Source organism: Streptomyces sp. NPDC052012 (genome assembly GCF_040689265.1).
Lineage (GTDB): Bacteria > Actinomycetota > Actinomycetes > Streptomycetales > Streptomycetaceae > Streptomyces.
Window position 1 is genome coordinate 24188 of sequence record NZ_JBFAXA010000032.1, and the last position, 20716, is coordinate 44903.

Annotated in this window: 16 protein-coding genes and 1 riboswitch; of the genes, 5 read left to right on the forward strand and 11 right to left on the reverse strand. The window is 73.0% G+C overall.

All coding sequences use genetic code 11. The annotated features are described in order from the left end of the window. Position 1: 1 nt before the first annotated feature. Positions 2 to 171, reverse strand: a riboswitch (cyclic di-AMP (ydaO/yuaA leader). A 205-nt stretch (positions 172 to 376) separates the two neighbouring features. The 3 genes from AB0412_RS32460 to AB0412_RS32470 all read right to left on the reverse strand — a co-directional run bounded on the left by AB0412_RS32460 (position 377) and on the right by AB0412_RS32470 (position 4393). After that, positions 377 to 1381 (reverse strand): transglycosylase family protein, encoded by a 1005-nt coding sequence (locus AB0412_RS32460; protein WP_366406182.1) that lies wholly within the window; start codon positions 1379 to 1381, stop codon positions 377 to 379. A 197-nt stretch (positions 1382 to 1578) separates the two neighbouring features. Beyond that, a complete protein-coding gene (locus tag AB0412_RS32465; protein WP_366406183.1) occupies positions 1579 to 2856 on the reverse strand; it encodes a cytochrome P450 in 1278 nt (425 codons plus the stop codon). A 55-nt stretch (positions 2857 to 2911) separates the two neighbouring features. Then, positions 2912 to 4393, reverse strand: coding sequence for an alpha/beta fold hydrolase (locus AB0412_RS32470; RefSeq protein ID WP_366406184.1), 1482 nt, complete (start codon positions 4391 to 4393; stop codon positions 2912 to 2914). 176 nt (positions 4394 to 4569) lie between these two features. Here AB0412_RS32470 and AB0412_RS32475 point away from each other — a divergent pair, with 176 nt between their 5' ends. Then, positions 4570 to 5568 carry a helix-turn-helix domain-containing protein gene (locus AB0412_RS32475; RefSeq protein ID WP_366406185.1) on the forward strand — a complete coding sequence of 333 codons (999 nt, stop codon included), beginning with the start codon at positions 4570 to 4572 and terminating at the stop codon, positions 5566 to 5568. Positions 5569 to 5685: 117 nt separating this feature from the next. On the opposite strand, the gene AB0412_RS32480 is transcribed toward AB0412_RS32475, so the two are convergent. The 5 genes from AB0412_RS32480 to AB0412_RS32500 all read right to left on the reverse strand — a co-directional run bounded on the left by AB0412_RS32480 (position 5686) and on the right by AB0412_RS32500 (position 11867). After that, positions 5686 to 6669: a nucleoside triphosphate pyrophosphohydrolase gene (locus AB0412_RS32480; RefSeq protein ID WP_366406186.1), complete on the reverse strand. Its 984-nt coding sequence runs from the start codon at positions 6667 to 6669 to the stop codon at positions 5686 to 5688. 65 nt (positions 6670 to 6734) lie between these two features. After that, positions 6735 to 7382, reverse strand: a complete 648-nt coding sequence (locus AB0412_RS32485; RefSeq protein ID WP_366406187.1) for a SurA N-terminal domain-containing protein — start codon at positions 7380 to 7382, stop codon at positions 6735 to 6737. Between the two features lie 157 nt (positions 7383 to 7539). Further along, complete coding sequence (locus tag AB0412_RS32490; protein WP_366406228.1) at positions 7540 to 9036, reverse strand: protein kinase; 1497 nt, start codon at positions 9034 to 9036, stop codon at positions 7540 to 7542. 41 nt (positions 9037 to 9077) lie between these two features. Continuing rightward, positions 9078 to 9701, reverse strand: a complete 624-nt coding sequence (locus tag AB0412_RS32495; protein WP_366406188.1) for a hypothetical protein — start codon at positions 9699 to 9701, stop codon at positions 9078 to 9080. Between the two features lie 165 nt (positions 9702 to 9866). Then, entirely contained in the window at positions 9867 to 11867 is a 2001-nt protein-coding gene (locus tag AB0412_RS32500) for an N-6 DNA methylase (RefSeq protein WP_366406229.1), read from the reverse strand. A gap of 294 nt (positions 11868 to 12161) precedes the next feature. Here AB0412_RS32500 and AB0412_RS32505 point away from each other — a divergent pair, with 294 nt between their 5' ends. Further along, positions 12162 to 12641: a hypothetical protein gene (locus AB0412_RS32505; RefSeq protein WP_366406189.1), complete on the forward strand. Its 480-nt coding sequence runs from the start codon at positions 12162 to 12164 to the stop codon at positions 12639 to 12641. 45 nt (positions 12642 to 12686) lie between these two features. Then, on the forward strand, positions 12687 to 13523 hold the full coding sequence (locus AB0412_RS32510; RefSeq protein WP_366406190.1) for a hypothetical protein: 837 nt from the start codon (positions 12687 to 12689) through the stop codon (positions 13521 to 13523). Positions 13524 to 13556: 33 nt separating this feature from the next. Here the strand turns inward: AB0412_RS32510 and AB0412_RS32515 are convergent, their stop codons facing one another. After that, entirely contained in the window at positions 13557 to 14282 is a 726-nt protein-coding gene (locus AB0412_RS32515; RefSeq protein WP_366406191.1) for a TioE family transcriptional regulator, read from the reverse strand. Between the two features lie 70 nt (positions 14283 to 14352). Between AB0412_RS32515 and AB0412_RS32520 the strand changes: the two genes are divergently transcribed. Beyond that, complete coding sequence (locus AB0412_RS32520) at positions 14353 to 15564, forward strand: erythromycin esterase family protein (RefSeq protein WP_366406192.1); 1212 nt, start codon at positions 14353 to 14355, stop codon at positions 15562 to 15564. 16 nt (positions 15565 to 15580) lie between these two features. Here the strand turns inward: AB0412_RS32520 and AB0412_RS32525 are convergent, their stop codons facing one another. Beyond that, positions 15581 to 16303 (reverse strand): HNH endonuclease family protein, encoded by a 723-nt coding sequence (locus tag AB0412_RS32525; RefSeq protein ID WP_366406230.1) that lies wholly within the window; start codon positions 16301 to 16303, stop codon positions 15581 to 15583. 210 nt (positions 16304 to 16513) lie between these two features. On the opposite strand from AB0412_RS32525, the gene AB0412_RS32530 reads away from it, so the two are divergent. Then, positions 16514 to 16699, forward strand: coding sequence for an antitoxin (locus AB0412_RS32530; protein WP_366406193.1), 186 nt, complete (start codon positions 16514 to 16516; stop codon positions 16697 to 16699). Positions 16700 to 16812: 113 nt separating this feature from the next. On the opposite strand, the gene mfd is transcribed toward AB0412_RS32530, so the two are convergent. Then, positions 16813 to 20346 (reverse strand): transcription-repair coupling factor, encoded by a 3534-nt coding sequence (gene mfd / locus AB0412_RS32535; protein ID WP_366406194.1) that lies wholly within the window; start codon positions 20344 to 20346, stop codon positions 16813 to 16815. Between the last annotated feature and the right edge of the window lie 370 nt (positions 20347 to 20716).

Sequence of the window (20716 nt, forward strand, 5' to 3'; positions counted from 1 at the left end):
TGGATCCCCTCACCGACGCCTGCGAGGTGAGCTGTCGGGTTCGGGCCGGTTGAGTTGCCCGGCCACGTCCCTCACGGGACGCGGCTACACCCCGAGCCGCGATCCGGTGTCAACCACCGGAAAGGGCACTTACCTTGGGTCCCCCGCTCCTGCCTACGGCGCATGACGCGACGACTGTTCCCGTGCTGCCACTGGCAGGATTCGGCGTGGCGGCAGACGGGGCTCGCGGTGACGAGCGGTCACGACCGTAGACACGCGCTCGGCCGATTTTCAAAGACGATCAGGGCTTCTGAGACCTATCTCTCACCGCGTTTATATCGGGCATTCAGCTCGAACCGTGACGTCAACTACCGCCCGGTCCGGGCGTTTTCGCCCGTCACTTTTCGCCCGGTTCGACCCCGACCTCAAGCGTCTGACCGGGGAGGATGAGGTTCGGGTCGGCGCCGACGGTCTGCTCGTTGCCCGTGTACAGGGCGCGCCATCCACCGTCCACCTCAAGGGAGTCGGCGATGGACCAGAGACTGTCCCCCGGACGAACGACATACGAGCCGTCGGCGTCGTCCGCGGGGCGCGAGGCGTGACGGCCGGACGATTCCGCCGTACGGTCCCGCCCTTCGCCCTCCTCGGCACTGGGGCCGCGGTGGCGACCGGTGCCGGTGTCGGTCAGCGCGGAAGAGCCGTCATCCTGACCCGACTTGTCCGGTTCATCACTACCGGTGGCCTGTGAGGCGGTGAGCGAGGCGCTGGGTTCCGTCTCGACATCAGTGGACTTGTCCGACTTGGGCGATTCGCTGACCGAGGCTTCCGAGCCCTCGTTGCCTTCCGTGGCCGAGGGTGACGGCGAGGAAGAAGCCGACGATTCGCTGGAGTCGGGCATTCCGGACGAGTCCGTCGTGTCCGTCGCGTCCGGGGAGTCCGTGGGCTGCGGGGACTCGGCGGATTCCGCGGAGTCCGTGGGGGTCGGGGACGGCGAGCCCACGCCGGTGTCGACGTCCGCGGACTCGGAGCCCTGCTCCAGCCCGGCGAGCAGTCCGCATGTGCGCCAGGCTCCGACGCCCTGGTCGGCGAGGATCCGCTCGGCGACCGCTATCTGCTGGCCTCGGCTGGCCTGGTCGGCGCTGGGCGCGTAGTCCAGGCCGCCGTAGTTCTCCCAGTCGTCCTGGGTCAACTGCAGGCCGCCGTAATAGCCGTTGCCGGTGTTCTGGCTCCAGGAGCCGCCGGACTCGCACTCCGCGACCCGGTCCCAGGTCGCCCCGTCGGCCGCACTGGCGCTGCCTGCTCCGAGGAGGGGGATGGCGATGGCGGAGCCGGTCACTCCGGCCGCGACGAGGAGAGCCGGAGCCTGGCGGGGGCGGCGGTGCCGACCGTTCCCGGAAAGCATGCGGGGACCTTTCACACGACAGCAGTTACCGGCGCGGCGAACGGATATTGGACACCGCGTTGATGGGTGAACGTATCGGCAGACGATCACTTGTCACAAGTTCATGCCGCGCAGATCACGTGAAGATCACATAGTTGAACGCGCGTCATGTTTGCGCTGGTTGCGCTCGGGGCACGGTGGCCCGCCCGCCGGGACCGTCAGGTCTGCGGAGGCGTGAATTCCACCGGCAGGGTGCGCAGTCCGCGCATGATGAGCCCGCCGCGCCAGCGCAGTTCGGCCGGGTCCACGCCGAGGCGCAGGTCCGGCAGCCGGGTCAGCAGCGTGGCGAGCGCGGTCTGCCCCTCCAGGCGGGCGAGGGGCGCGCCGAGGCAGTAGTGGATGCCGTGGCCGTAGCCGAGGTGCTGGTTGTCGCGCCGGCCGAGGTCGAGCACGTCCGGGTCGGCGAACCGCTCCGGATCCCGGTCCGCGGCGGCCAGGACGACGAGCACGGGGTCGCCGGCCGCGATGGACTGTCCGCCGATGACGACCGGCTCGGTGGCGAACCGCCAGGTGGCGAGCTCCACGGGGCCGTCGTAGCGCAGCAGTTCCTCCACCCCGGTCGCCAGCAGCTCCCGCTCCCCCGCGGCCAGGGACCGCTGGAGCCGGGCGCGCTGCTCGGGGTGGGTGAGCAGGGCGTAGGTGCCGTTGCCGATGAGGTTGACCGTGGTCTCGAAGCCGGCGAACAGCAGGATGAACGCCATCGCGGCGGCCTCGTTCTCGGTGAGGTGCTCACCGTGGTCCGAGGCGCGGATGAGACCGGAGATGAGGTCCTCGCCGGGCGCGGGCTCGGCGGGCAGCGCCTCGCGCTTGCGGTGGATGAGGTCGGCGAGATAGCCGCGCATCTTCTTCACCGAGCGCGCGACCCCGCCCCGCGGCCCGCCCTGGTGACGGATCATCATGCCCGCCCAGTCCCGGAAGTCGTCCTGGTCCTCGCGGGGGACGCCCAGCAGGTCGCAGATGGCGTAGATGGGCAGCGGGAAGGCGAACTCGTGGATGAGGTCGGCGGAGCCCTGCGCGGCGAACCGGTCGATGAGGGTGTCGGTGAGCTCCTGCACCCTGGGCGCGAACTCGGCGACCCGGCGCGGGGTGAACGCCTTGCTGACCAGCCGCCGCAGCCGGGTGTGGTCCGGCGGGTCGATGTTCAGCAGATGCGTCATCAGCTCCGCCTTGCGCTCGCCGGGGATGCCGGTCTTGCCCTTGGCGTGCGCGGGCTCGTCGTGATGCGCCGGGTTCTTGGACAGCCGGTTGTCGGCGAGGGTCTGCTTGGCGTCGGCGTACCGCGTGACCAGCCATGCCTCCACCCCGCTGGGCAGCCGGGTCCGGTGCACGGGCGCGTGCTCGCGGAGCCAGGCGTAGGCGGGGTAGGGGTCGGCGGCGAACTCCCAGGTGAAGAGTTCGGGGGCGTGCTGCTCGGGCGGGTGGGGCTGGTCGGTCACTCCCCGACGGTATCCCGGGGCCTGCGGTCGGCCCGCCCCCGCTCCTCCGCGCGGGTCAGCGCCCCAGGAGGAAGTCGTACACCGCCTGCCGGCCCTCGTCGCTCGCCGCCCTGCTCTGGACCGAGTGGGCGACCCCCTCGACCACCACGGCCTCGGCGTGCGGGGTGAGCTTCTTCTGGTCGTGCAGCCACTCCACCGGCGTCGACAGATCGCGGTCGCCGCCGAGGAGCAGGACCGGTATGCCGCCGGGGAGCCGGCGGTGCTGCGAGGGCAGCGGGGGCACCGCGGTGGGCGGCCAGTGCAGGCAGCTGCGCATCGAGCCGAGGCCGGTCGCGGTGGCGGCGTCGAAGGGGCCGTAGTCGCGCGGCGTCAGCTCGGCGCCCGCCTTCTCCAGCGCCTCGCGCCGCCCGGCCACGGGGGCGTCCGCCCTGCCCCAGGGATAGCGGCCGTCCAGGCACAGCGTGGAGGCGTGCAGGCCCTGGCTCAGCTCCTCGGCGGTCGCCGCGTTGCCCTGCCGGGTGCCCGCGATCAGGCCGCGCAGCGGGCCGGGGTCGCCGTTCGCGGCCTTGTGCAGGGCGTCGATCATCGCCGCGTAGTCCGGGTCGACGAAGCCCCAGGTGGTCAGCGCGTCGAGGACGTCGACGCCGTTGCCGTAGGTGTCCACCACCTCGGCGAGATCCGCCGCGGGGTCGGTGGTGCAGTCGATCGCCGCGCACGCGTCCCGCAGCACGCGCGGCGCCGCTCGCATCGCGGCGCGGTCCATCGGGTCGTATCCGGTCTGCGGCACGACCGAGTCCAGCACCAGCCGCGCCACCCGGCCCGGGTGCGCGAGCGCGTACCGCTCGGCGGTGTACGTGCCGTAGGAGACGCCGTCGAGCGTCATCTTCCGCACGCCCAGGGCCCGGCGCAGCAGCTCCAGGTCGGCGACCGTGTCACCGGTGCTGTAGAAGCGGCGCTGCTCGCCGATCGCGGCGGCGCAGTCCTTCACCGCCTGCTCGGTGGGCGGCGTGAGGTCGGAGGCGCCCATCTCCTTCTGGAGCTGCGGGCATTGCAGCGCGCCCGCGCCGGTGCCGCGCTGGTCGATCATCACCAGGCGGTAGTCCTTCAGGACCGGCGCCATCCTCTCGCTGAGCCGCTTCACGTACGGCACGCCCGGCTGCCCCGGGCCACCCGTCAGGAACAGCAGGACGCCCCTGGGGGCCCCGGCGTTGTCCGCCATCGCCACCTTCAGGCCGAGCCGCCCCGGGGTGCGGCCCCGGTGGTCGAGCGGGACGCTCAGGGTCGCGCAGGTGAAGCCCTCCAGGCCGGGGCAGGCCGCGGCGCCGGAGAGTCCCCCGCTCCCCCCGGCCGGTGCCGCGGCCGCCCCGCCCTGCCGGTCCTGCGCCACCGACGTGCACGTGCCCGACAGCAGCAGGACGCCCGCGGCGGCCAGCGCCACGGTCACCCGTGACCGGGATCTGCGCGTGCCCCGCGCCTTCGGGGCGGCCGGTGTGGCCGCCAGCGCCTGTGTCCCCCGCACCCGTCGTGTCCTGCGCACGTCCGCCCCCTCGGCTTCGTCGACCGGGTCATCAGGGTGCGCCGGGGCGGTTGGTCACGGCGAGCGTCCGTGCCACGATTCGAGCAGGTTCGAAGAGTGGGGCGTGCCGAGGTGTGTGCTGGGGCGCGCCGGGGCGTGCGCGGTGTGCGCACAGGGCCGACCGGGGGACAGCAACCGTGATCGAACTCACCGTGGACGCAGCCGGGTTGGCCCGTTCCCGCTTCGCGGTCTCACCGCTGCACGAGGTCACGTCCACACTGCTGCCGTGGGGCCTGCGTCCGGAGTCCCCCACGGACCCGTGGGTGGCACGCGCCCGCCGCGTGCTGCGCCGGGCGCGGCTGCCGCTGCTGTCGGCGCTGGCGCTGGACGCCGGCGGATACGTACCGGACTTCCTCAGTCCCCATCCGTCCGGGCCCTCCCCCACCGTCGAGGAGGAACTCGAGCAGGTGCGCGCCACCCCGCCCGAACGCGTCCTGGCCGAGCTGGAGGCGCTGCGCGACGGCCGCCCCGGCAGCGGTCTGGCCGGTACGGAGCTGCCGCAGGAGGTGCGCTGCGCGATGTCTCGGGGCGGCGAGCGGGTGGCCCGGCAGGCGGCGGAGGAGCTGCGGCGCTACTGGGACCTGGCCTTCGCCCCGCACTGGGAGGCGGCGCGGGCCACCCTGGAGGCGGAGGTCGACCGGTGCGCGGGTGTTCTGGCCCGGCTCGGTGCGGCGGGGCTCTTCGACTCGCTGCATCCCGGTATCCGGTGGGCCGGGGGGACGCTGCGGGTGGAGAGCCGGTTCACGGTTGCTCTGCCGGTGCCCCTGGTCGTGGTGGTGCCGTCGTTGGTGGCGCCCGCGCCGGGGGTGGCCGTGGATCCGGTGCGGGGTGGGGGGCGGGCGCCGATGCTGGCGTATCCGGTGCGGGTCAGGGCGACCGCTCCGGCGACTCCTGCGGAGGAGCTGGCGGGGTTGCTCGGGCCGACCCGGGCCGGGTTGCTTGCGGCGTTGGGGCGTCCGGCGTCCACCGGGGAGTTGGCGGCGCGGCACTTTCTCAGTCCGGCGACGGTTTCCTATCACCTGGGGGTGCTGCATCGGGCGGGGCTGGTGAGTCGGACGCGGTCCGGTCGTTCGGTGCTCTATCGCCAGACCCCGGCGGGGGCACGGCTTGTGGAGCGGAGCCGCGCCAGGCCGTAGGAGGTTCTGTTCGGTGGGCGGGTGCGGGTGTCCCGTGGCTTGTCGCGCCCACGCGGCGGAGCCGCACCTCGATACAGCCCCGCGCCCCTTCCGGGGCGCTGCACCGCCCGGAGTTCGCTAGTTGCCCTCGGCTGCCCGCACCGCGTCCCGGTACGCCCGTGCCGCCGCCCGCAGGGCCGCCTCCGGGTCGACGCCCTCCGCCTCCGCACGTATCGCCAGGATCAGCAGGTCGTAGCCGATGCCCTGGACCTCGGGCAGCGGTACGTCCAGGGCCGCCGTGCGGACGCGGGACGCCAGCTTCGCGGCGAGGGCCAGGGCGGGCTGGCCGAGCGGGATGCCCTCGGTGACCGAGGTGCGGCGCTTCTCCACGGCCTTGGTGCGCAGCCAGTGCTCCTTGACCTCCTCCGGGGTCGTCGCCGTCTCGTCGCCGAAGACATGGGGGTGGCGGTGGACGAGCTTGGCGACGATGCCGCCGGCCACGTCGTCGATGGAGAAGGGCTCCTCGGGGTGCTCCTCGGCGATCCGGGCGTGGAAGACGACCTGGAGGAGGACGTCGCCCAGCTCCTCGCGCAGTTCGTCCCGGTCGCCCTCCTCGATCGCCTCGACGAGCTCGTACGCCTCCTCGATGCCGTACTTCGCCAGCCCCTTGTGGGTCTGCAGGGACGACCACGGGCACTCGGCGCGGATGCGGTCCATCACCTGCACGAGGTCGAGCAGCCGGGCGCCCGGCAGGTCGTAGGAGGCGGGCAGCAGTTCCAGCTCGGGCATCCGGACGCGGCCGGTGCCGGCGAGGCGGGCCAGTCCGTCGGTCAGCGCGGGCTCGCCCTCGCCGGTGGCCACGACCACCACCGTGCGCCCGCCGGAGCAGGCGTCGACCAGTTCCTCGGCGCTCGGGGACGTCTCCTCGACGGATATCCCCGCCTCCCGCAGATAGGGCAGCTGCGGATGGGCGCCGTCCGCGCACAGCACCCGGTCGGCCGCGTGCAGGGCCTGCCAGGCCGGCCAGGACAGCAGTCCGGGCGCGACGCGGTGGCTGGTGGTGAGCAGGACGACACGGCCGGGGCCGGCCTCGGCGGGGACGTCAGAGCTGGTTGCGTTCACGCTCCGAAACTAACCCACGCCGCGGACAGCCTCCGCGGTTGTCCACAGGCGGGGGACGGCCGGCGTCACGCCGTCTGCTGGGTTCCCGCCGAGGTCACGTCCCGCACCCAGGGGGTCTTGGCGTCCGTGCGGCTGCTCTTCTCGATGTCCCAGGTGCCGTAGCGCGGGTTGAGGTCGACGTCGAGTTCCTCGCCGGCCTCGGACAGGGCCTTCCAGAACTCGGGCCGGCTGGTGTCGGTGCCGAGCTTCTCGGCGAGCTTCTGGGCCTGGAGCTGGAGGCGGAGGTTCTCGTCCAGCCGCTGCGGCGGGATGCCGTACTGCTGGAGCCAGGCCCGCTCCAGCGCCTCCGCGCCGCCCGCCTGCTCCTCCAGGCCGGCCCGCATGCGCTGGACCTCCCGGGTCGTGACGCTCACCCCGGCGTCCCCGGCGGCGCGCTCCAGCACGCGGTCCAGGACCATGCCGTGCAGGGTGTCGCGGGTGAGGCTGCCGGTGCGGGCGATGGCCTGCTCGTACTGGGCCTCGTCGGGGACGGCCGCGCGCTGGGCCGCGCGGACCTCGTCGACCCGGTTCTCCAGCTGCGACACCGTGATCCGCTCGCCGCCGACGACGGCCGCCGCGCCCGGATGCGCATCGTTTCCGCAGGCGGTGAGCAGGGGTGCCGCCGCGGCGATCGCGGCGGTGAACAGGAGCGCGGTGCGACGGCGGCGGTGCAAGGAAACCTCCTGAGGGAGCTTGTGCGGCGGTGCACAAAGTCTTGCGGTGATCGATGGTAGGCACGGGGCAAGCTCTGGCCAACCCATTCGACCAACGATTCACCGCGACTTCGGGCACCGGCACGGGCACCGCCTCCACGGGCGCACCCGGATCGCGTCAGCCGCGCACCTGTCCCAGCCAATGCAGCGTCCGCCGGATCTCGGCGGCGAGCGGGTGCCCGGGGCCCTGGCTGCGCTCCACGTCGTGCAGCAGCCGGGCCAGCGTGTCGTGCGCGGCGGCCCGGTCGCCGAGGGCGAGCAGCAGGTGGCCGATGCGGCGGCGCACGTCGTGGGCGAGCTGCGGGTCCCCGGCCGCGACGTACTGGTTCTCGTAGTACGCCAGCAGCGCCCGGTACTCGGCGAGTGCCGCGGCCGGTTCGCCGAGCTGCTCCAGGCACTGGGCGGCCTCGTAGCGGTAGCGCAGGGACTGCGGGTCGGCCTGGCCGGCCTCGGCGGCGCGTTCGTCGGCGAGGCGGCGCAGCTCCGGCAGGGCTCGCCGGTACTGGCCGTCGTCGAGGAGGGTGGCCGCGTACTGCTTGCGCAGGGTGCGGACGACCGGGGAGTGCGATCCGTGCTGTTCGGCGGCGACGGGCAGGATCGCGCCGAGGATGTCGACGGCCTGGGTGATCCGGCCCTCGCCGAGGAGCCGCTTGACCTCGTCCACGGCGGCGGCGACGTCGGCCTTCTCCGCGACGGGCGCGGGCGGGGCGGCGGGTGCGGGCTGGGGCGCGGGGGTGCGTGCCCGGTCGGGCCAGGGGGCGTGCGGGCGCAGGAAGGGGCGGGTGGGGTCCAGGGGCGCCCCGGTCGGCGTGCCGCGCGGGGGCAGCAGCGTCTCCAGGTGCTCGTAGACCTCCTGTGCGGAGTCCGGGCGGTGCTGCGGGTCCTTGGCGAGCAGACGCAGCACCAGGGTCTCGAGCGCCTCGGGCACCTCGGGCCGGATGCGGCGCACCGGCACGGGCGGCTCGTACAGGTGCCGGTGCAGCACGCCGAGCGCGGTGGAGCCGGAGAACGGCACGTCGCCGCTGAGCAGTTCGTGCAGCAGCACGCCGAGCGCGTACAGGTCGGTGTACGGGCCGACCGCGCCGCCCATCGCCTGCTCGGGGGCCATGTAGGCGGGCGAGCCGATGGGGGTGCCGGTGTGGGTGAGGCGGGTGGTGTCGGCGTCCATGACGGAGGCGACGCCGAGGTCGAGCACGGTGACGGTGCCGTCCTGCCTGACCATCACATTGCGCGGCTTGAGGTCGCGGTGGACGATTGGCACCGCGTGCACGGCGCTCAGCACGGCGCACAGCTGCGCGGCCACGGCGACCGCCCACTGCCAGGGGTAGGGGGCGTGCTCGGCGAGGTGGTCGCCGAGGTCGGCGCCGTCGACGTACTGCATGACGAGGAACAGCTCCTCGCCCTCGCTGCCGGCGTCGTGCACGGTCACCAGGCCGGGGTGGTCGACCTGGGCGGTGACGCGGCACTCGCGCACGAAGCGGCGGCGCAGTTCGTCGGCCTCCTGCCCGGCCACCTTGTCCGGGCGCAGCAGCTTCACCGCGACCCGCCGGTCCAGCCGCTTGTCGTAGGCCGTCCACACCTGTCCCATGCCGCCCTGTCCGATGAGCGTGGACAGCTCGTAGCGGCCGGCGACGACCCGTCCTGTCGTCGTCACGCTCACCTTCCGCCCTCGTGGTGGCCGCCCTGCTGACCGCCTTGCCCGTCCTGGCGGCGCAGATAGTCGCTGAGTTCGTCGAGTTCGGCGCGCACCTGGTCGATGCGGGCCGGCGCGGGGCGCTGCGGCGGCGGTGCCGGTGCCTGGGGCGGCTGGGGCGTCGGCGCGTGGGGCGGTTGCGGGACGGGCGTGGGGGCGTAGGGCGCCGAGGGCTGCGGGTAGCCGTACGGGGCGTGGGTGCCGGCGCCATGCATGGTCGTGGCGTGCGGCGACGGCGGCAGCGGGCCGCCCGGGTACGGGTGCTGCCGTTGGTGCCAGCGGATGTCCATGGTCAGGAAGTACGCGCTCGCCGCCGCGCCGAGGATGAGGACCATGGCCAGGGCGACGTCGGTGCGCGGGTCCGTCTCCGGCAGCGAACCGACCACCACGAGGCAGACGATCGACAGCGGCAGACTCACCCACGCCAGCGTCCAGTCGACCACCCGCCCCCGCAGGAACGCGATCCGGAACAGCGGCACGCACGCCAGCAGACCGCACGACAGAAAGCCGACGGCGGCGAACAGCACGCGCAGGGTGATGACCGTTGCCGCGCTGCGGGTGGGCGGCGCCGCGCCGTGGCCGTACATGACTGCTCCTGGACCGGTGTAGCCGATGGGGACGGTAAAGCGGGTGTTCAGAACTCGGTTGGAAGTCCGAGCGTATAGGCCGACAAGGACAACCGGTCCCGGGTTGTACCGAACCGTTGTCGTCCTGATCACTTCGTCCTCGGTGACCGGGGTGCCGTGCGGTGCTCAGCCGGGCGGGATCGTGCCGTCGGTGAGGCCGTCGTACATGCCGCGGACGAGCTGTTCGCCGAGGCGGCCCGCCTGGCGCAGCGCCCGTTCGAACTCGTCCAGGGCGCGGAAGCGGGCGCCGTAGCGGCGCTGTTCGTCCAGGGAGAGCCGGGGCAGTTGGAGGCGGCGTACGTCGAGCCGGGTGGCGGTGGACGCATAGCTGCTGGCCTGGCGGTTGTTGGCGGTGCCGCGCAGGAACCCGGCGAGGAACCAGGCGTCGAGCGCCGCCGGATCGGGGCGCAGCAGCACCAGGTTGCGGCCGAGCGCGGCCCCGGCGGTCGCGTCGTCGATCACCCGCGCGACGGAGCCCCCGCCGAGCACGGGGACGACCACGTCGCCGGCTTCGGTGAGCACCGCGTCCTCGTCGCTCTCCGGCAGGGTTCCGGAGGGGATGGTTCCGGAGAGGACGTCGTGGTCGGTGAGCACCGGCACGCGCGCGTGGCCGCCGATTCCGCCGGTCCGCATCACCAGCGCGCCCCCGCGTGCGAGTTCGCCGACGGTGGTGACCGGCCGGCGCGGGGCCGCCCCCTGCCGCGTGGCGTCCACGGGCGGCGGGATCTGCCGGGCGGTCAGACGCAGGGTCTCGTCGAGGCGTGCGCGTACGTCGGTGAGCCGGCCGGGGCCGTCCGCGGCGGCCGGCGGCGGCAGGTGGCGGGCCGGGGCGAGGTCGACGTCGTCGTCGAGCAGTTCGATGACCGGTACGGAGCGGGCGAGGCCGGGCCGTTCGTCGAGGCGGCCGGCCCGGTCGAAGGCGTGCCAGGCGTCGAGCAGTGCCTCCCGCACTCCCTGCCAGTCGGGCCCGCCCCGCCCCTCGCCGGTGAACCGCCCCGCGTCGGCGAGCAGCAGCTCCGGCTGGGCGGGCGGCTGTTCGGGGCGGCGCAGCAGCCACAGGTGCAGCGGGAGGTTGTACGGCGGTGCCGCGCCGACCGGCAGGGCGAGCACGGCCCTGAGGGCGCCCCGGCGCAGCAGGTCGGCGCGGATCCGGCGACCGGAGCGGCGGGAGGCGACGGCGGGCGGCATCAGCAGGACGGCGGTGCCGCCGTCCTTCAGCCGGGCCAGCGCGTGCTGGACCCAGGCCAGCTCGGACTCGGTGCGCGCGGGGAACCCGTACTCCCAGCGCGGGTCGTAGGCGAGTTCGTCGTGCCCCCAGTTGCGCTCGTTGAACGGCGGATGGCACAGCACGGCGTCGGCGCGCAGCTGGGGGTGGGCGTCGGCGCGCAGGGCGTCACCGGCGGCGGCGTGCACGGGGGCGCGCGTGTGCAGGGCGAGGCGCAGCGCGGTGAGCGCGGCGAGTTCGGGGGCGCTGTCCTGGGCGTACAGCTCCTGGCCGGGACGGGGGGTGAGGGCGCGCAGCAGGGCGCCGGTGCCGCAGGCGGGGTCGAGGACGGTACGGACGGGACCGGTCAGGTCCGCCATGAGTCCGGCGAGGTCGGCGGGGGTGAGCGTGTACTGGCGCGGGTTGGCGTCGAGGTGCCGGCCGAGCAGGAACTCGAAGGTCTGCCGGGCGCCGAGCTCGGCGGCCAGTTCGGCGGCGCCGCGCAGGAGGGGGACGGAGGGCCGCAGCTGCGGAGCGGTGAGGTTCTGCGGGACGGCAGGGCGGGTGAGCACCTGGGCGAGCGCCTCGGGCAGGGTCCCGGCGAGGTGTTCGTCGGAGCCCGCGCTCGCCTCCAGCCAGACGGTGGGCCGGTCGTGGATCAGCAGCAGCACGCAGCCGGCGTGGAGGAGGGCGGTGACCGGTCCCTCGGGGTGGCCGGTGAGCTGCTGCCAGACGCGTTCCCGCAGGGGGACCTCGGCGAGCTTGCCGTGCCGGCGCAGCCAGCCCTCGACCTCGGTCAGGGCGAAGGAGGGGCTGGTCTCGGTGCCGCCGACGGGCTTGGGGAAGTCGGCGTGCCGGCGCCGCCAGTTGCTGACGGCGGCACGGCCGACCCCGGCCAGCCGGGCGATCCCGGCGGCGGTCACTTCCGTGGCCGTGTCCCGCGCCTCCTGCTTGTCCCGCGCCTCCTGCGTGTCCTGCGCTCGCTGCGTGTCCTGCGCTTCCCGCACCCGCCCGGCTCCCCTCGTGCCCTCAGTCGGCCGTGATCCCGTCCGTGTGCGCCGAGCATACCGACGCGTGTCGATTCATGGGTTCACGCCCGTGTACCAACACTCTCTCGTGAACCGTGTTGACTCGGTTCACAGTCCATGCTGTGATTGACCGCGTGAACGAGCGACCGCCGAAGGGCGGCGGTCGCCGCGTTGGGGAGGGACACAGCCATGGGCATGAAGACCAAGGTCGCGCTGGGCGCCGTCGTGGGGATCGTCGTCATCGGTGCCGTCTCGGCGAACTCCGGTGACACGGACGACGGATCCACCGGCAAGGGCTCCTCGGCGTCCGCGCAGCGGCAGTCCGGCGACGCCAAGTCCGCCAGGGACGCCGGTAGCAAGGGCAGCGACGGCAAGAACACCGAGAAGGCGTCCCAGGCCGAGCAGTTCAAGGCGTTCGTGCAGAAGAACGGGTCGCCCCAGGAGAAGAAGGCCGTCTCGCACGTCACCAAGGTCCAGGGCGCCGACGAGCAGAACGACATCCTCGACGCCGCCGACGTCTACACCGACTTCACCGGCGGGCTCATGGGCGAGGGCGCCGCCCCCGCCAAGCTCATCGCGTCCGCGTTCGCCGACTGGAAGCAGAGCGAGAACGGCCTCGTCACCGTCTACGATGCCAACGGCGAGCTGCTGGGCAACGGCAAGTTCTGACCCGTGCTCAACCTCCGTACACCGAGAACCCCGAAGGAATCCGCCATGCGTCGCACCGCGCTCGCCGCCCTCTGTCTCGCCGCCGTGGCCGGCGCCGGACTCACCGGCTGCCTCCCCGGCGAGGACAAGGCGTCGAAGTCCTCCCAGCAGCCGGAGGAGGCGAAGCACACGAAGGACTCGAAGGGCACGAAGGACTCGAAGGACTCGAAGGGCACAACGGACGCGAAGGGCAAGAAGGAGCCGTTCGCCGGGCTGACCGGCGGCGAGATCACCGACCGCGCCCTCCGGGCCACGACCGGCGCCTCGTCCCTGCGCATGAAGGGCGACGTGCCCGACGAGGAGAGCGGCGGCACGCTGCACTTCGACATGGCGCTGAACAAGCAGGGCGACTGCGCCGGCACCCTGGGCACGGGCGACGAGGGCGAGGCCGAGCTGATCAAGACCGGCGACACCCTCTACCTCAAGTACGACGAGGCGTTCCTGCGGGCCCAGAGCAAGGGCGAGCCGAAGGCCGACGTCGACGCGACCGTGGCGCTGCTGGCCGGGAAGTGGACCAGCATGTCCGCCACGGGCGCGGACGCCGAGGAGATCGCGAGCTTCTGCGACCTCGACCAGGTGCTCGGCGACGCGGAGGACGGCGGCTCGGACGCGACCCGGGGCAGGACGGCGAGCGTCGACGGCACCCCGGCGATCGTACTGACCGAGCGCGACGGCAAGGACAGTCACACCTTCTACGTCGCCACCGAGGGCGAGCCGTATCTGCTCCGGATCGACAGCAGGTCCGCCACGGACCCCGGTTCGATCACGTTCACGGACTACGAGAAGCCGGTCCCGGCGCAGAAGCCCGAGGGCGAGGTCCTGGACCTGGACGCCCTGAGCTGACCGGGACTCACAGAGGGTGCCTCGGCCGGTGGCTCAGCCGTGTGCGCGCAGGTATGCCTCCAGTTCGGCGGCCCCGGTGAGCATCGCGCGGGCGCGGGTGGACAGGCGGGTGTGCCAGTCGCGCAGTGCGGACTCCAGCGGCTCCAGGCCGCCGGCCGCTCGCACCTGGGCGATCAGCGGGGCGATCTGCTCCAGCGGGTAGCCGCCGCGCCGGAGTTGGTGGGCGAGCCGGGCGTCGCGCACGTCGGCCTCGGTGTAGACGCGGTAGCCGGTCCGCGGATCGCGGCGCGGGCTCACCAGCCCGGCGCGCTCCCACTTGCGCAGGGTCGCGGGCCGCAGGCCGAGCCTGCGCGCCAGTGGCCCGATGTGTGTCTCCCCGGCCGTCGGCTCCGGTCCGGACGCCTGCGTGAACCGCAGGTCGTGCAGGGCGCGCTCCACCGCCTGGAGGGTCCGGCGGTCGTCGAGGAGCTGGGCGTGACTCTCGTCGATGAGGCGGAACGCCTCCTCGTCCTCACCCTCGTTCACCGCCCGCATGATCGAGGTCGCCGTCCCGTGGCCGTGGCCGGGCACCAGGGCGAGGAACGTGCGCAGGGCTCTCGCGTGCAGCGAGGTGTAGGTGCGGTAGCCGTGGGGTGTGCGAGCGGCGGCCGGGAGGATGCCGGCCGCCTCGTAGTTCCTGACCGCCTGGGTGGACAGACCGTGCTCGCGGGCCAGATCGACCGGCCGCAGCCGACTCCCGGTTTGAAGGTTCAGCCCCATGGAACCGAGGTTATTACGGGGACAGCCGCCGAAAAGTTTCAACCGAAAGTTCAACGATAGCGTTGAATGCATGGCTACGGACATCAAGGACACCGTTCAGGCCGTCGAGGCGGCCGCCGTCATGACGCTGCTCCCCGCCCGGCCGCGACTGCTCGCCCTGGGCGAGCCCACCCACAGGGAGGAGACGCTGCTCGAGGTGCGCAACGAGCTGTTCCGGCGGCTCGTCGAGGAGGAGGGCTACCGGACGATCGCGATCGAGAGCGACTGCCTGAGGGGACTGGTCGTGGACGACTACGTCACCTCGGGCACGGGCAGCCTCGACGACGTCATGGAGCGCGGATTCAGCCACCCCGACCTGGGGCTGGGCACCTCCGCGGCCAACCGCGAGCTCGTGCGCTGGATGCGCGCCCACAACGCCGGCCGGCCCGCCGGCGAGCAGGTCCGCTTCGCCGGTGTCGACGGCCCGCTGGAGATCACCCACGCCGCGAGCCCCCGGCAGGCCCTCACCGCACTGCACGGCTACCTCGCCGCCCGCGTGGACGCGGCCCTGCTCCCCTGCACCACGGACACGCTCGACCGCCTCCTCGGCCCCGACGACCGGTGGACCGACCCCGCCGCGATGACGGACCCCGCCCGGTCCGTGGGACGGTCGGCCGAGGCCGGTCGCCTCCGGCTGCTCGCCGACGACCTGATGGCGCTGCTCGACGCGCAGACGCCCCACCTGCTCGCCACGACCTCGCGGGACGACTGGGAACGGGCGTGCCTTTACGGGCGTACGGCTGCCGGCCTGTTGCGTTACCACGCCGCGATGGCCGACACGTCACCGTCCCGCATGGCGCGGCTGTGCACCCTGCGCGACGTGATGATGGCCGACAACCTCCTCGCCGTCGCCGCTCGGGGCCCGGCACTCGTCCACGCCCACAACTCCCATCTCCAGCGGGAGCAGAGCTCGATGCGGATGTGGGAGGGGCCGGTGGAGTGGTGGAGCGCCGGTGCGCTGGTGAGCGCGCGGCTCGGCGAGGAGTACGCCTTCGTGGCGACCGCTCTCGGCACGATCCGGCACCAGGGAGTGGACACCCCGCCGCCGGACACCCTCGAGGGTCTGCTGTACGCGCTCCCGGAGGACCGCTGCCTCGTCGACGCCCCGCGGCTGGCCACCACCCTCGGCGACCCGCGGCCCGCGCCCCGCGTCTCCCAGTGGTTCGGCTACGCCCCGCTCGACCCGGCCCACCTGGCGGGCATCGACGGCCTCGTGTTCGTGAAGGACGTGGCCCGCACGTAGCGGCACCCATCCGGCGTCAGCCGCCGCACTGCCTCAGCATCATCCGCTTGTCGGGGGCGGTGACCGGCATCTCGTACTTGAGCGCGACCTGGGCGAAGCGGACCGCGTAGGCGCATCTGATCCGCTTGTCGGGCGGCAGCCAGGAGGCGGGTCCGGAGTCGGACTTGGCGGAGTTGGTGCGGCCGTCGACCGGGATGAGATTGAGGGTGTCGTTGGCCAGTTGCTCCCGCTTGTGCCGCGGCCAGCGCGCGGCACCCATCTGCCAGCTGTACGACAGCGGCACGACATGGTCGATCTGGACCTCGGCGGCGTCCTGTTTGCGCCACTCGATGGTCTTGCCGGTGTACGGATCGGCCAGCGTCAGCGCGACGACCACACAGTCGGAACCGGAGCGGAAGCGCAGGTTCTGGCCGTCGCGCCGGAGCAGGTCGTTGCGGGTGTCGCAGCCGTTCCGCGCGAGCGGGACCCCGTCGGCCGTGTCCTTCCAGGCGTAGCCGAAGTCCTCGCGGTCGTATCCCGTCCTCGGCCCGCGGCCCTTGGTCGTGACCCGCTCGATGAGGGCGACCGCCGCCGCCCTGTCGGCCTCGCCGGTGACGGGTGCCAGGCCCGGTCCGGTGCCATCCGGGTTCTTCAGGGGGCTGACGGCTCGTGCGTCCCGCCCGCTTCCGGCGCCTCCGCCCGCCGAGGAGCCCTCGGGGATCGCCTCGCAGCCGGTGACGAGCACCGCCGCGGCGAGCATCACCGCCGCCGCGGGTCGCGGCCCGCCTCCGGTCCGCCCGTCGTGTCGCCTCACCGCGCCCCTCCCCTGGTGCCGTACGGCCCGCGCGGGCGGGCCTGGACGCAGCGTAGCGACCGAGAGGTCCAGACCACACCACTACCAAACGGGCATTCCAGGCAAGCCGCGCGTATCGTCGGTTCTGAGTCGAGTCACCTCCGGAAGGAGCTCTGGATGGGCATCTTCGACAAGTTCAAGAGCAACAAGGCGGCACGCGAGAAGGCCCGGCAGGGCTCCGACACCGCCGAGCAGAAGATCAACGAGAGGACAGGCGGCAAGTACGAGAAGCAGGTCGACACCGGGCAGCAGCAGGTCGAAGACCGTCTCGGCATGGATCGCGACCGCCCCGACCAGCAGTAGGCCCAGGCGCCGACCGGACCGATCAGAACCGACTCAGGGGCCGTCCACGGCCGCAGGTCCGTGGACGGCTTCCGTCGTCCTCCGCTACGAAAGCAGGACTACGAACCCCGGACCTACGACCCCAGGACCGACGTCAGGAATTCCCCGACCCAGCCGAGCAACTCCCGCCCGACCAGCGGCTTCCCGCCCACCTTCGCGGTCTTCGGGCGGGGCACCAGCACCTGGTGGACCGCCGGCTTGATCACCGTGCCGGGATACAGCCGCTTCAGGCGCAGCTCCTGCGACTCGCGCAACTCCACCGGCGCGAAGCGGATGTTGGTGCCCTGCAGGACGATCTCGCCCACCCCGCAGGCGCGGGCGAGCATGCGCAGGCCCGCCACCAGCAGCAGGTTCTCCACCGGCTCCGGCAACTTGCCGTAGCGGTCGACGAGTTCCTCCCGTACGGCCTTGATGTCCTCCTCCGAGTTGGCGGAGGCGATCGACCGGTACGCCTGGAGGCGCAGCCGCTCGCCGGGCGCGTAGTCGTGCGGGACGTGCGCGTCGACCGGCAGCTCGATCTTGACCTCGAGCGGCGGCTCCTCCTCGATCTCGCCGGTCTCGAGCTGGCGCCGGTAGTCGGCCACGGCCTCGCCGACCATCCGCACGTACAGGTCGAAGCCGACGCCCGCGATGTGCCCGGACTGCTCGCCGCCGAGGAGGTTTCCGGCGCCGCGGATCTCCAGGTCCTTCATCGCCACGTACATGCCCGCGCCCATCTCGGTGTGCTGGGCGATGGTCGCGAGGCGCTCGTGCGCGGTCTCCGTGAGCGGCTTCTCCGGCGGGTACAGGAAGTAGGCGTAGCCGCGCTCGCGTCCTCGTCCGACCCGGCCGCGCAGCTGGTGCAGCTGGGAGAGGCCGAAGTTGTCGCCGCGCTCGACGATCAGGGTGTTGGCGTTGGAGATGTCGATGCCGGACTCGACGATCGTCGTCGACACCAGCACGTCGAACTTCTTCTCCCAGAAGTCGACCACCACCTGCTCCAGCGCCGACTCCGACATCTGGCCGTGCGCGGTGGCGATCCGCGCCTCGGGGACGATGTCCCGCAGCCGGGCCGCCGCGCGGTCGATGGACTCGACCCGGTTGTGGATGTAGAAGACCTGGCCCTCGCGCAGCAGTTCACGGCGGATGGCCGCGCCGATCTGCTTCTCCTCGTACGGCCCGACGAAGGTGAGCACCGGGTGGCGCTCCTCCGGCGGGGTGGTGATCGTCGACATCTCACGGATGCCGGTGACCGCCATCTCCAGGGTGCGCGGGATCGGGGTCGCGGACATGGTCAGCACGTCGACGTTGGCGCGCAGCTTCTTCAGCTGCTCCTTGTGCTCGACGCCGAAGCGCTGCTCCTCGTCGACGATGACCAGGCCCAGGTCCTTGAACTTGGTCTCGGAGGAGAACAGCCGGTGGGTGCCGATGACGACGTCCACGGATCCGTCGCGCAGGCCCTCCAGGACGGCCTTCGCCTCGGTGTCGCTCTGGAAGCGGGACAGCGCCCGCACGTTCACCGGGAACTGGGCGTACCGCTCGCTGAACGTCCCGAAGTGCTGCTGCACCAGCAGCGTGGTGGGGACGAGCACGGCGACCTGCTTGCCGTCCTGTACGGCCTTGAAGGCGGCCCGGACGGCGATCTCGGTCTTGCCGTAGCCGACGTCGCCGCAGATCAGCCGGTCCATCGGGACCGACTTCTCCATGTCCTCCTTGACCTCGGCGATGGTGGTGAGCTGGTCGGGCGTCTCCGCGTAGGGGAAGGCGTCCTCCAGCTCGCGCTGCCAGGGGGTGTCGGCACCGAAGGCGTGTCCGGGGGCCGCCATCCGGGCGCTGTACAGCTTGATCAGGTCGGCGGCGATCTCCTTGACGGCCTTCTTGGCGCGCGCCTTGGTCTTGGTCCAGTCCGCGCCGCCGAGGCGGTGCAGCGTGGGGGCCTCGCCGCCCACGTACTTGGTGATCTGCTCCAGCTGGTCGGTGGGGATGTACAGCCGGTCGCCGGGCTGGCCGCGCTTGGCGGGGGCGTACTCCACGACCAGGTACTCGCGGGTGGCGCCCTGGACGGTGCGCTGCACCATCTCGATGTAGCGGCCGACGCCGTGCTGCTCGTGGACGATGTAGTCGCCCGCCTCCAGGGTGAGCGGGTCGATCGTCTTGCGGCGCCGGGCCGGCATCCGGGCGCCCTCGCGGCCGGACGCCTTCTGCCCGGTCAGGTCGGTCTCGGTGAGCACGGCCAGCTTGAGCGCCGGGTCGACGAAGCCGTGGTCGATGCCGCCGCAGGCGACGTGCACGACGGACGGGGTGATCTCGGCGAGGTCGGTGTCGAGGCGGGCGGCGATGCCCTCGCCGCCGAGCACCTCCACCGTGCGGGCGGCCGGGCCGTGGCCCTCGGTGACGAACACGGTGCGCCAGCCGTCGGCGAGCCAGCCCTTGGTGTCGGCGAGCGCCCGCGCGGTGTCGCCGCGATAGGTCTCGGGGGCGTGCATGCCGAGCTTGAGGGTGTCCGCGTCGAGCTCTTCGTCGGCGGCGAACGGCGACACCGACCACCACATCATCTCCAGCTCGCGCGCCCGGTCGCGGACGTCCGCGATGGACCACAGGGAGGCCGCGCCCACGTCGATGGGGGCCTCGCCGCCGCCCGCGGTGGCCGCCCAGGAGGCCTGGAGGAACTCCTGGGAGGTGGCCACGAGGTCGGCGGCACGCGTGCGGACCCGCTCCGGGTCGCACACGACGGCCATGGAGCCCTTCGGCAGCACGTCCAGCAGCAGCTCCATGTCGTCGACCAGGACCGGGGCGAGGGACTCCATGCCCTCCACCGCGATCCCCTCGGCGATCTTGCCGAGCAGTTCGCCCAGCTCGGGGTGCTGCTCGGCGAGGGCACGCGCACGTGCCCGTACGTCGTCGGTGAGCAGCAGCTCGCGGCAGGGCGGGGCCCACAGTCCGTGCTCGGCGACCTCCAGGGAGCGCTGGTCGGCGACCTTGAAGTAGCGGATCTCCTCGACGTCGTCGCCCCAGAACTCCACCCGCAGGGGGTGTTCCTCGGTGGGCGGGAAGACGTCGAGGATGCCGCCGCGCACCGCGAACTCGCCGCGCTTCTCGACCAGCTCCACGCGGGCGTACGCGGCTGCGGCCAGGGCGTCGACGACCTCGTTCAGGTCGGCGCTCTGGCCGGTGCGCAAGGAGACGGGTTCCAGGTCGCCGAGGCCCTTGACCTGCGGCTGGAGGACGGAGCGCACCGGCGCCACGACGACGGAGACCGGGCCGGTCTCGGGGTCGTCGGGGCGGGGGTGGGCGAGGCGGCGCAGGACCGCGAGGCGGCGGCCGACGGTGTCGCTGCGCGGGCTGAGCCGCTCGTGCGGCAGGGTCTCCCAGGAGGGGTACTCCACGACGCCCTCCGGGGGGAGGAGGGAGCGCAGGGCGGCGGCGAGATCCTCGGCCTCGCGGCCGGTCGCCGTCACCGCGAGCACGGGGCGGCCGGTGTCGCGGGCGAGGGCGGCGACCGTGAAGGGGCGGGCCGCGGGCGGGCCGACCAGGTCGACGTGCATGCGGTTGCCGTCGGTGGCGGCGGTGATCGCTTCCGCGAGGGCGGGGTCCTTGACTACGGCGTCGAGCAGACCGTGCAGGCTCATGGAGGGGCGCTTCCATCCAAGGGTGGGCAACACGAAGATCCCGACGGTTGTCGCGGCCGGGGGTCTCCAGCGTACGTCCGTTGCCGGGTCGCCGGTGTCCGTGCCGAGGCACCAGGGGGCTCCGCCCCCTGGACCCCCGCCCTGTGCCCACCCACCACCCGACTCGGCAGGTCGAGAGGCGGGCGTCGCGGGCGGGCCCGGTGGACATGCCCGCCGCGGGCGGGAGGCGGCTCGGTGGGGCACGCACGCCGCAGGCGGGGGACGACTCGGTAAGACGAGAGGCGGGTGTCGCGGGCGGGCCCGGTGGACATGCCCGCCGCGGGCGGGAGGCGGCTCGGTGGGGCACGCACGCCGCAGGCGGGGGACGACT

What these genes read in the sequence shown, in the direction of transcription:
- AB0412_RS32510 (WP_366406190.1), top strand. Translation starts at nt 12,687, where the DNA reads ATGCGTCGCACCGCGCTCGCCGCCCTCTGTCTCGCCGCCGTGGCCGGC.
- AB0412_RS32515 (WP_366406191.1), bottom strand. Translation starts at nt 14,282, where the DNA reads ATGGGGCTGAACCTTCAAACCGGGAGTCGGCTGCGGCCGGTCGATCTG.
- AB0412_RS32505 (WP_366406189.1), top strand. Translation starts at nt 12,162, where the DNA reads ATGGGCATGAAGACCAAGGTCGCGCTGGGCGCCGTCGTGGGGATCGTC.
- AB0412_RS32460 (WP_366406182.1), bottom strand. Translation starts at nt 1,381, where the DNA reads ATGCTTTCCGGGAACGGTCGGCACCGCCGCCCCCGCCAGGCTCCGGCT.
- AB0412_RS32495 (WP_366406188.1), bottom strand. Translation starts at nt 9,701, where the DNA reads ATGTACGGCCACGGCGCGGCGCCGCCCACCCGCAGCGCGGCAACGGTC.
- mfd (WP_366406194.1), bottom strand. Translation starts at nt 20,346, where the DNA reads ATGAGCCTGCACGGTCTGCTCGACGCCGTAGTCAAGGACCCCGCCCTC.
- AB0412_RS32525 (WP_366406230.1), bottom strand. Translation starts at nt 16,303, where the DNA reads ATGCTCGCCGCGGCGGTGCTCGTCACCGGCTGCGAGGCGATCCCCGAG.
- AB0412_RS32530 (WP_366406193.1), top strand. Translation starts at nt 16,514, where the DNA reads ATGGGCATCTTCGACAAGTTCAAGAGCAACAAGGCGGCACGCGAGAAG.
- AB0412_RS32520 (WP_366406192.1), top strand. Translation starts at nt 14,353, where the DNA reads ATGGCTACGGACATCAAGGACACCGTTCAGGCCGTCGAGGCGGCCGCC.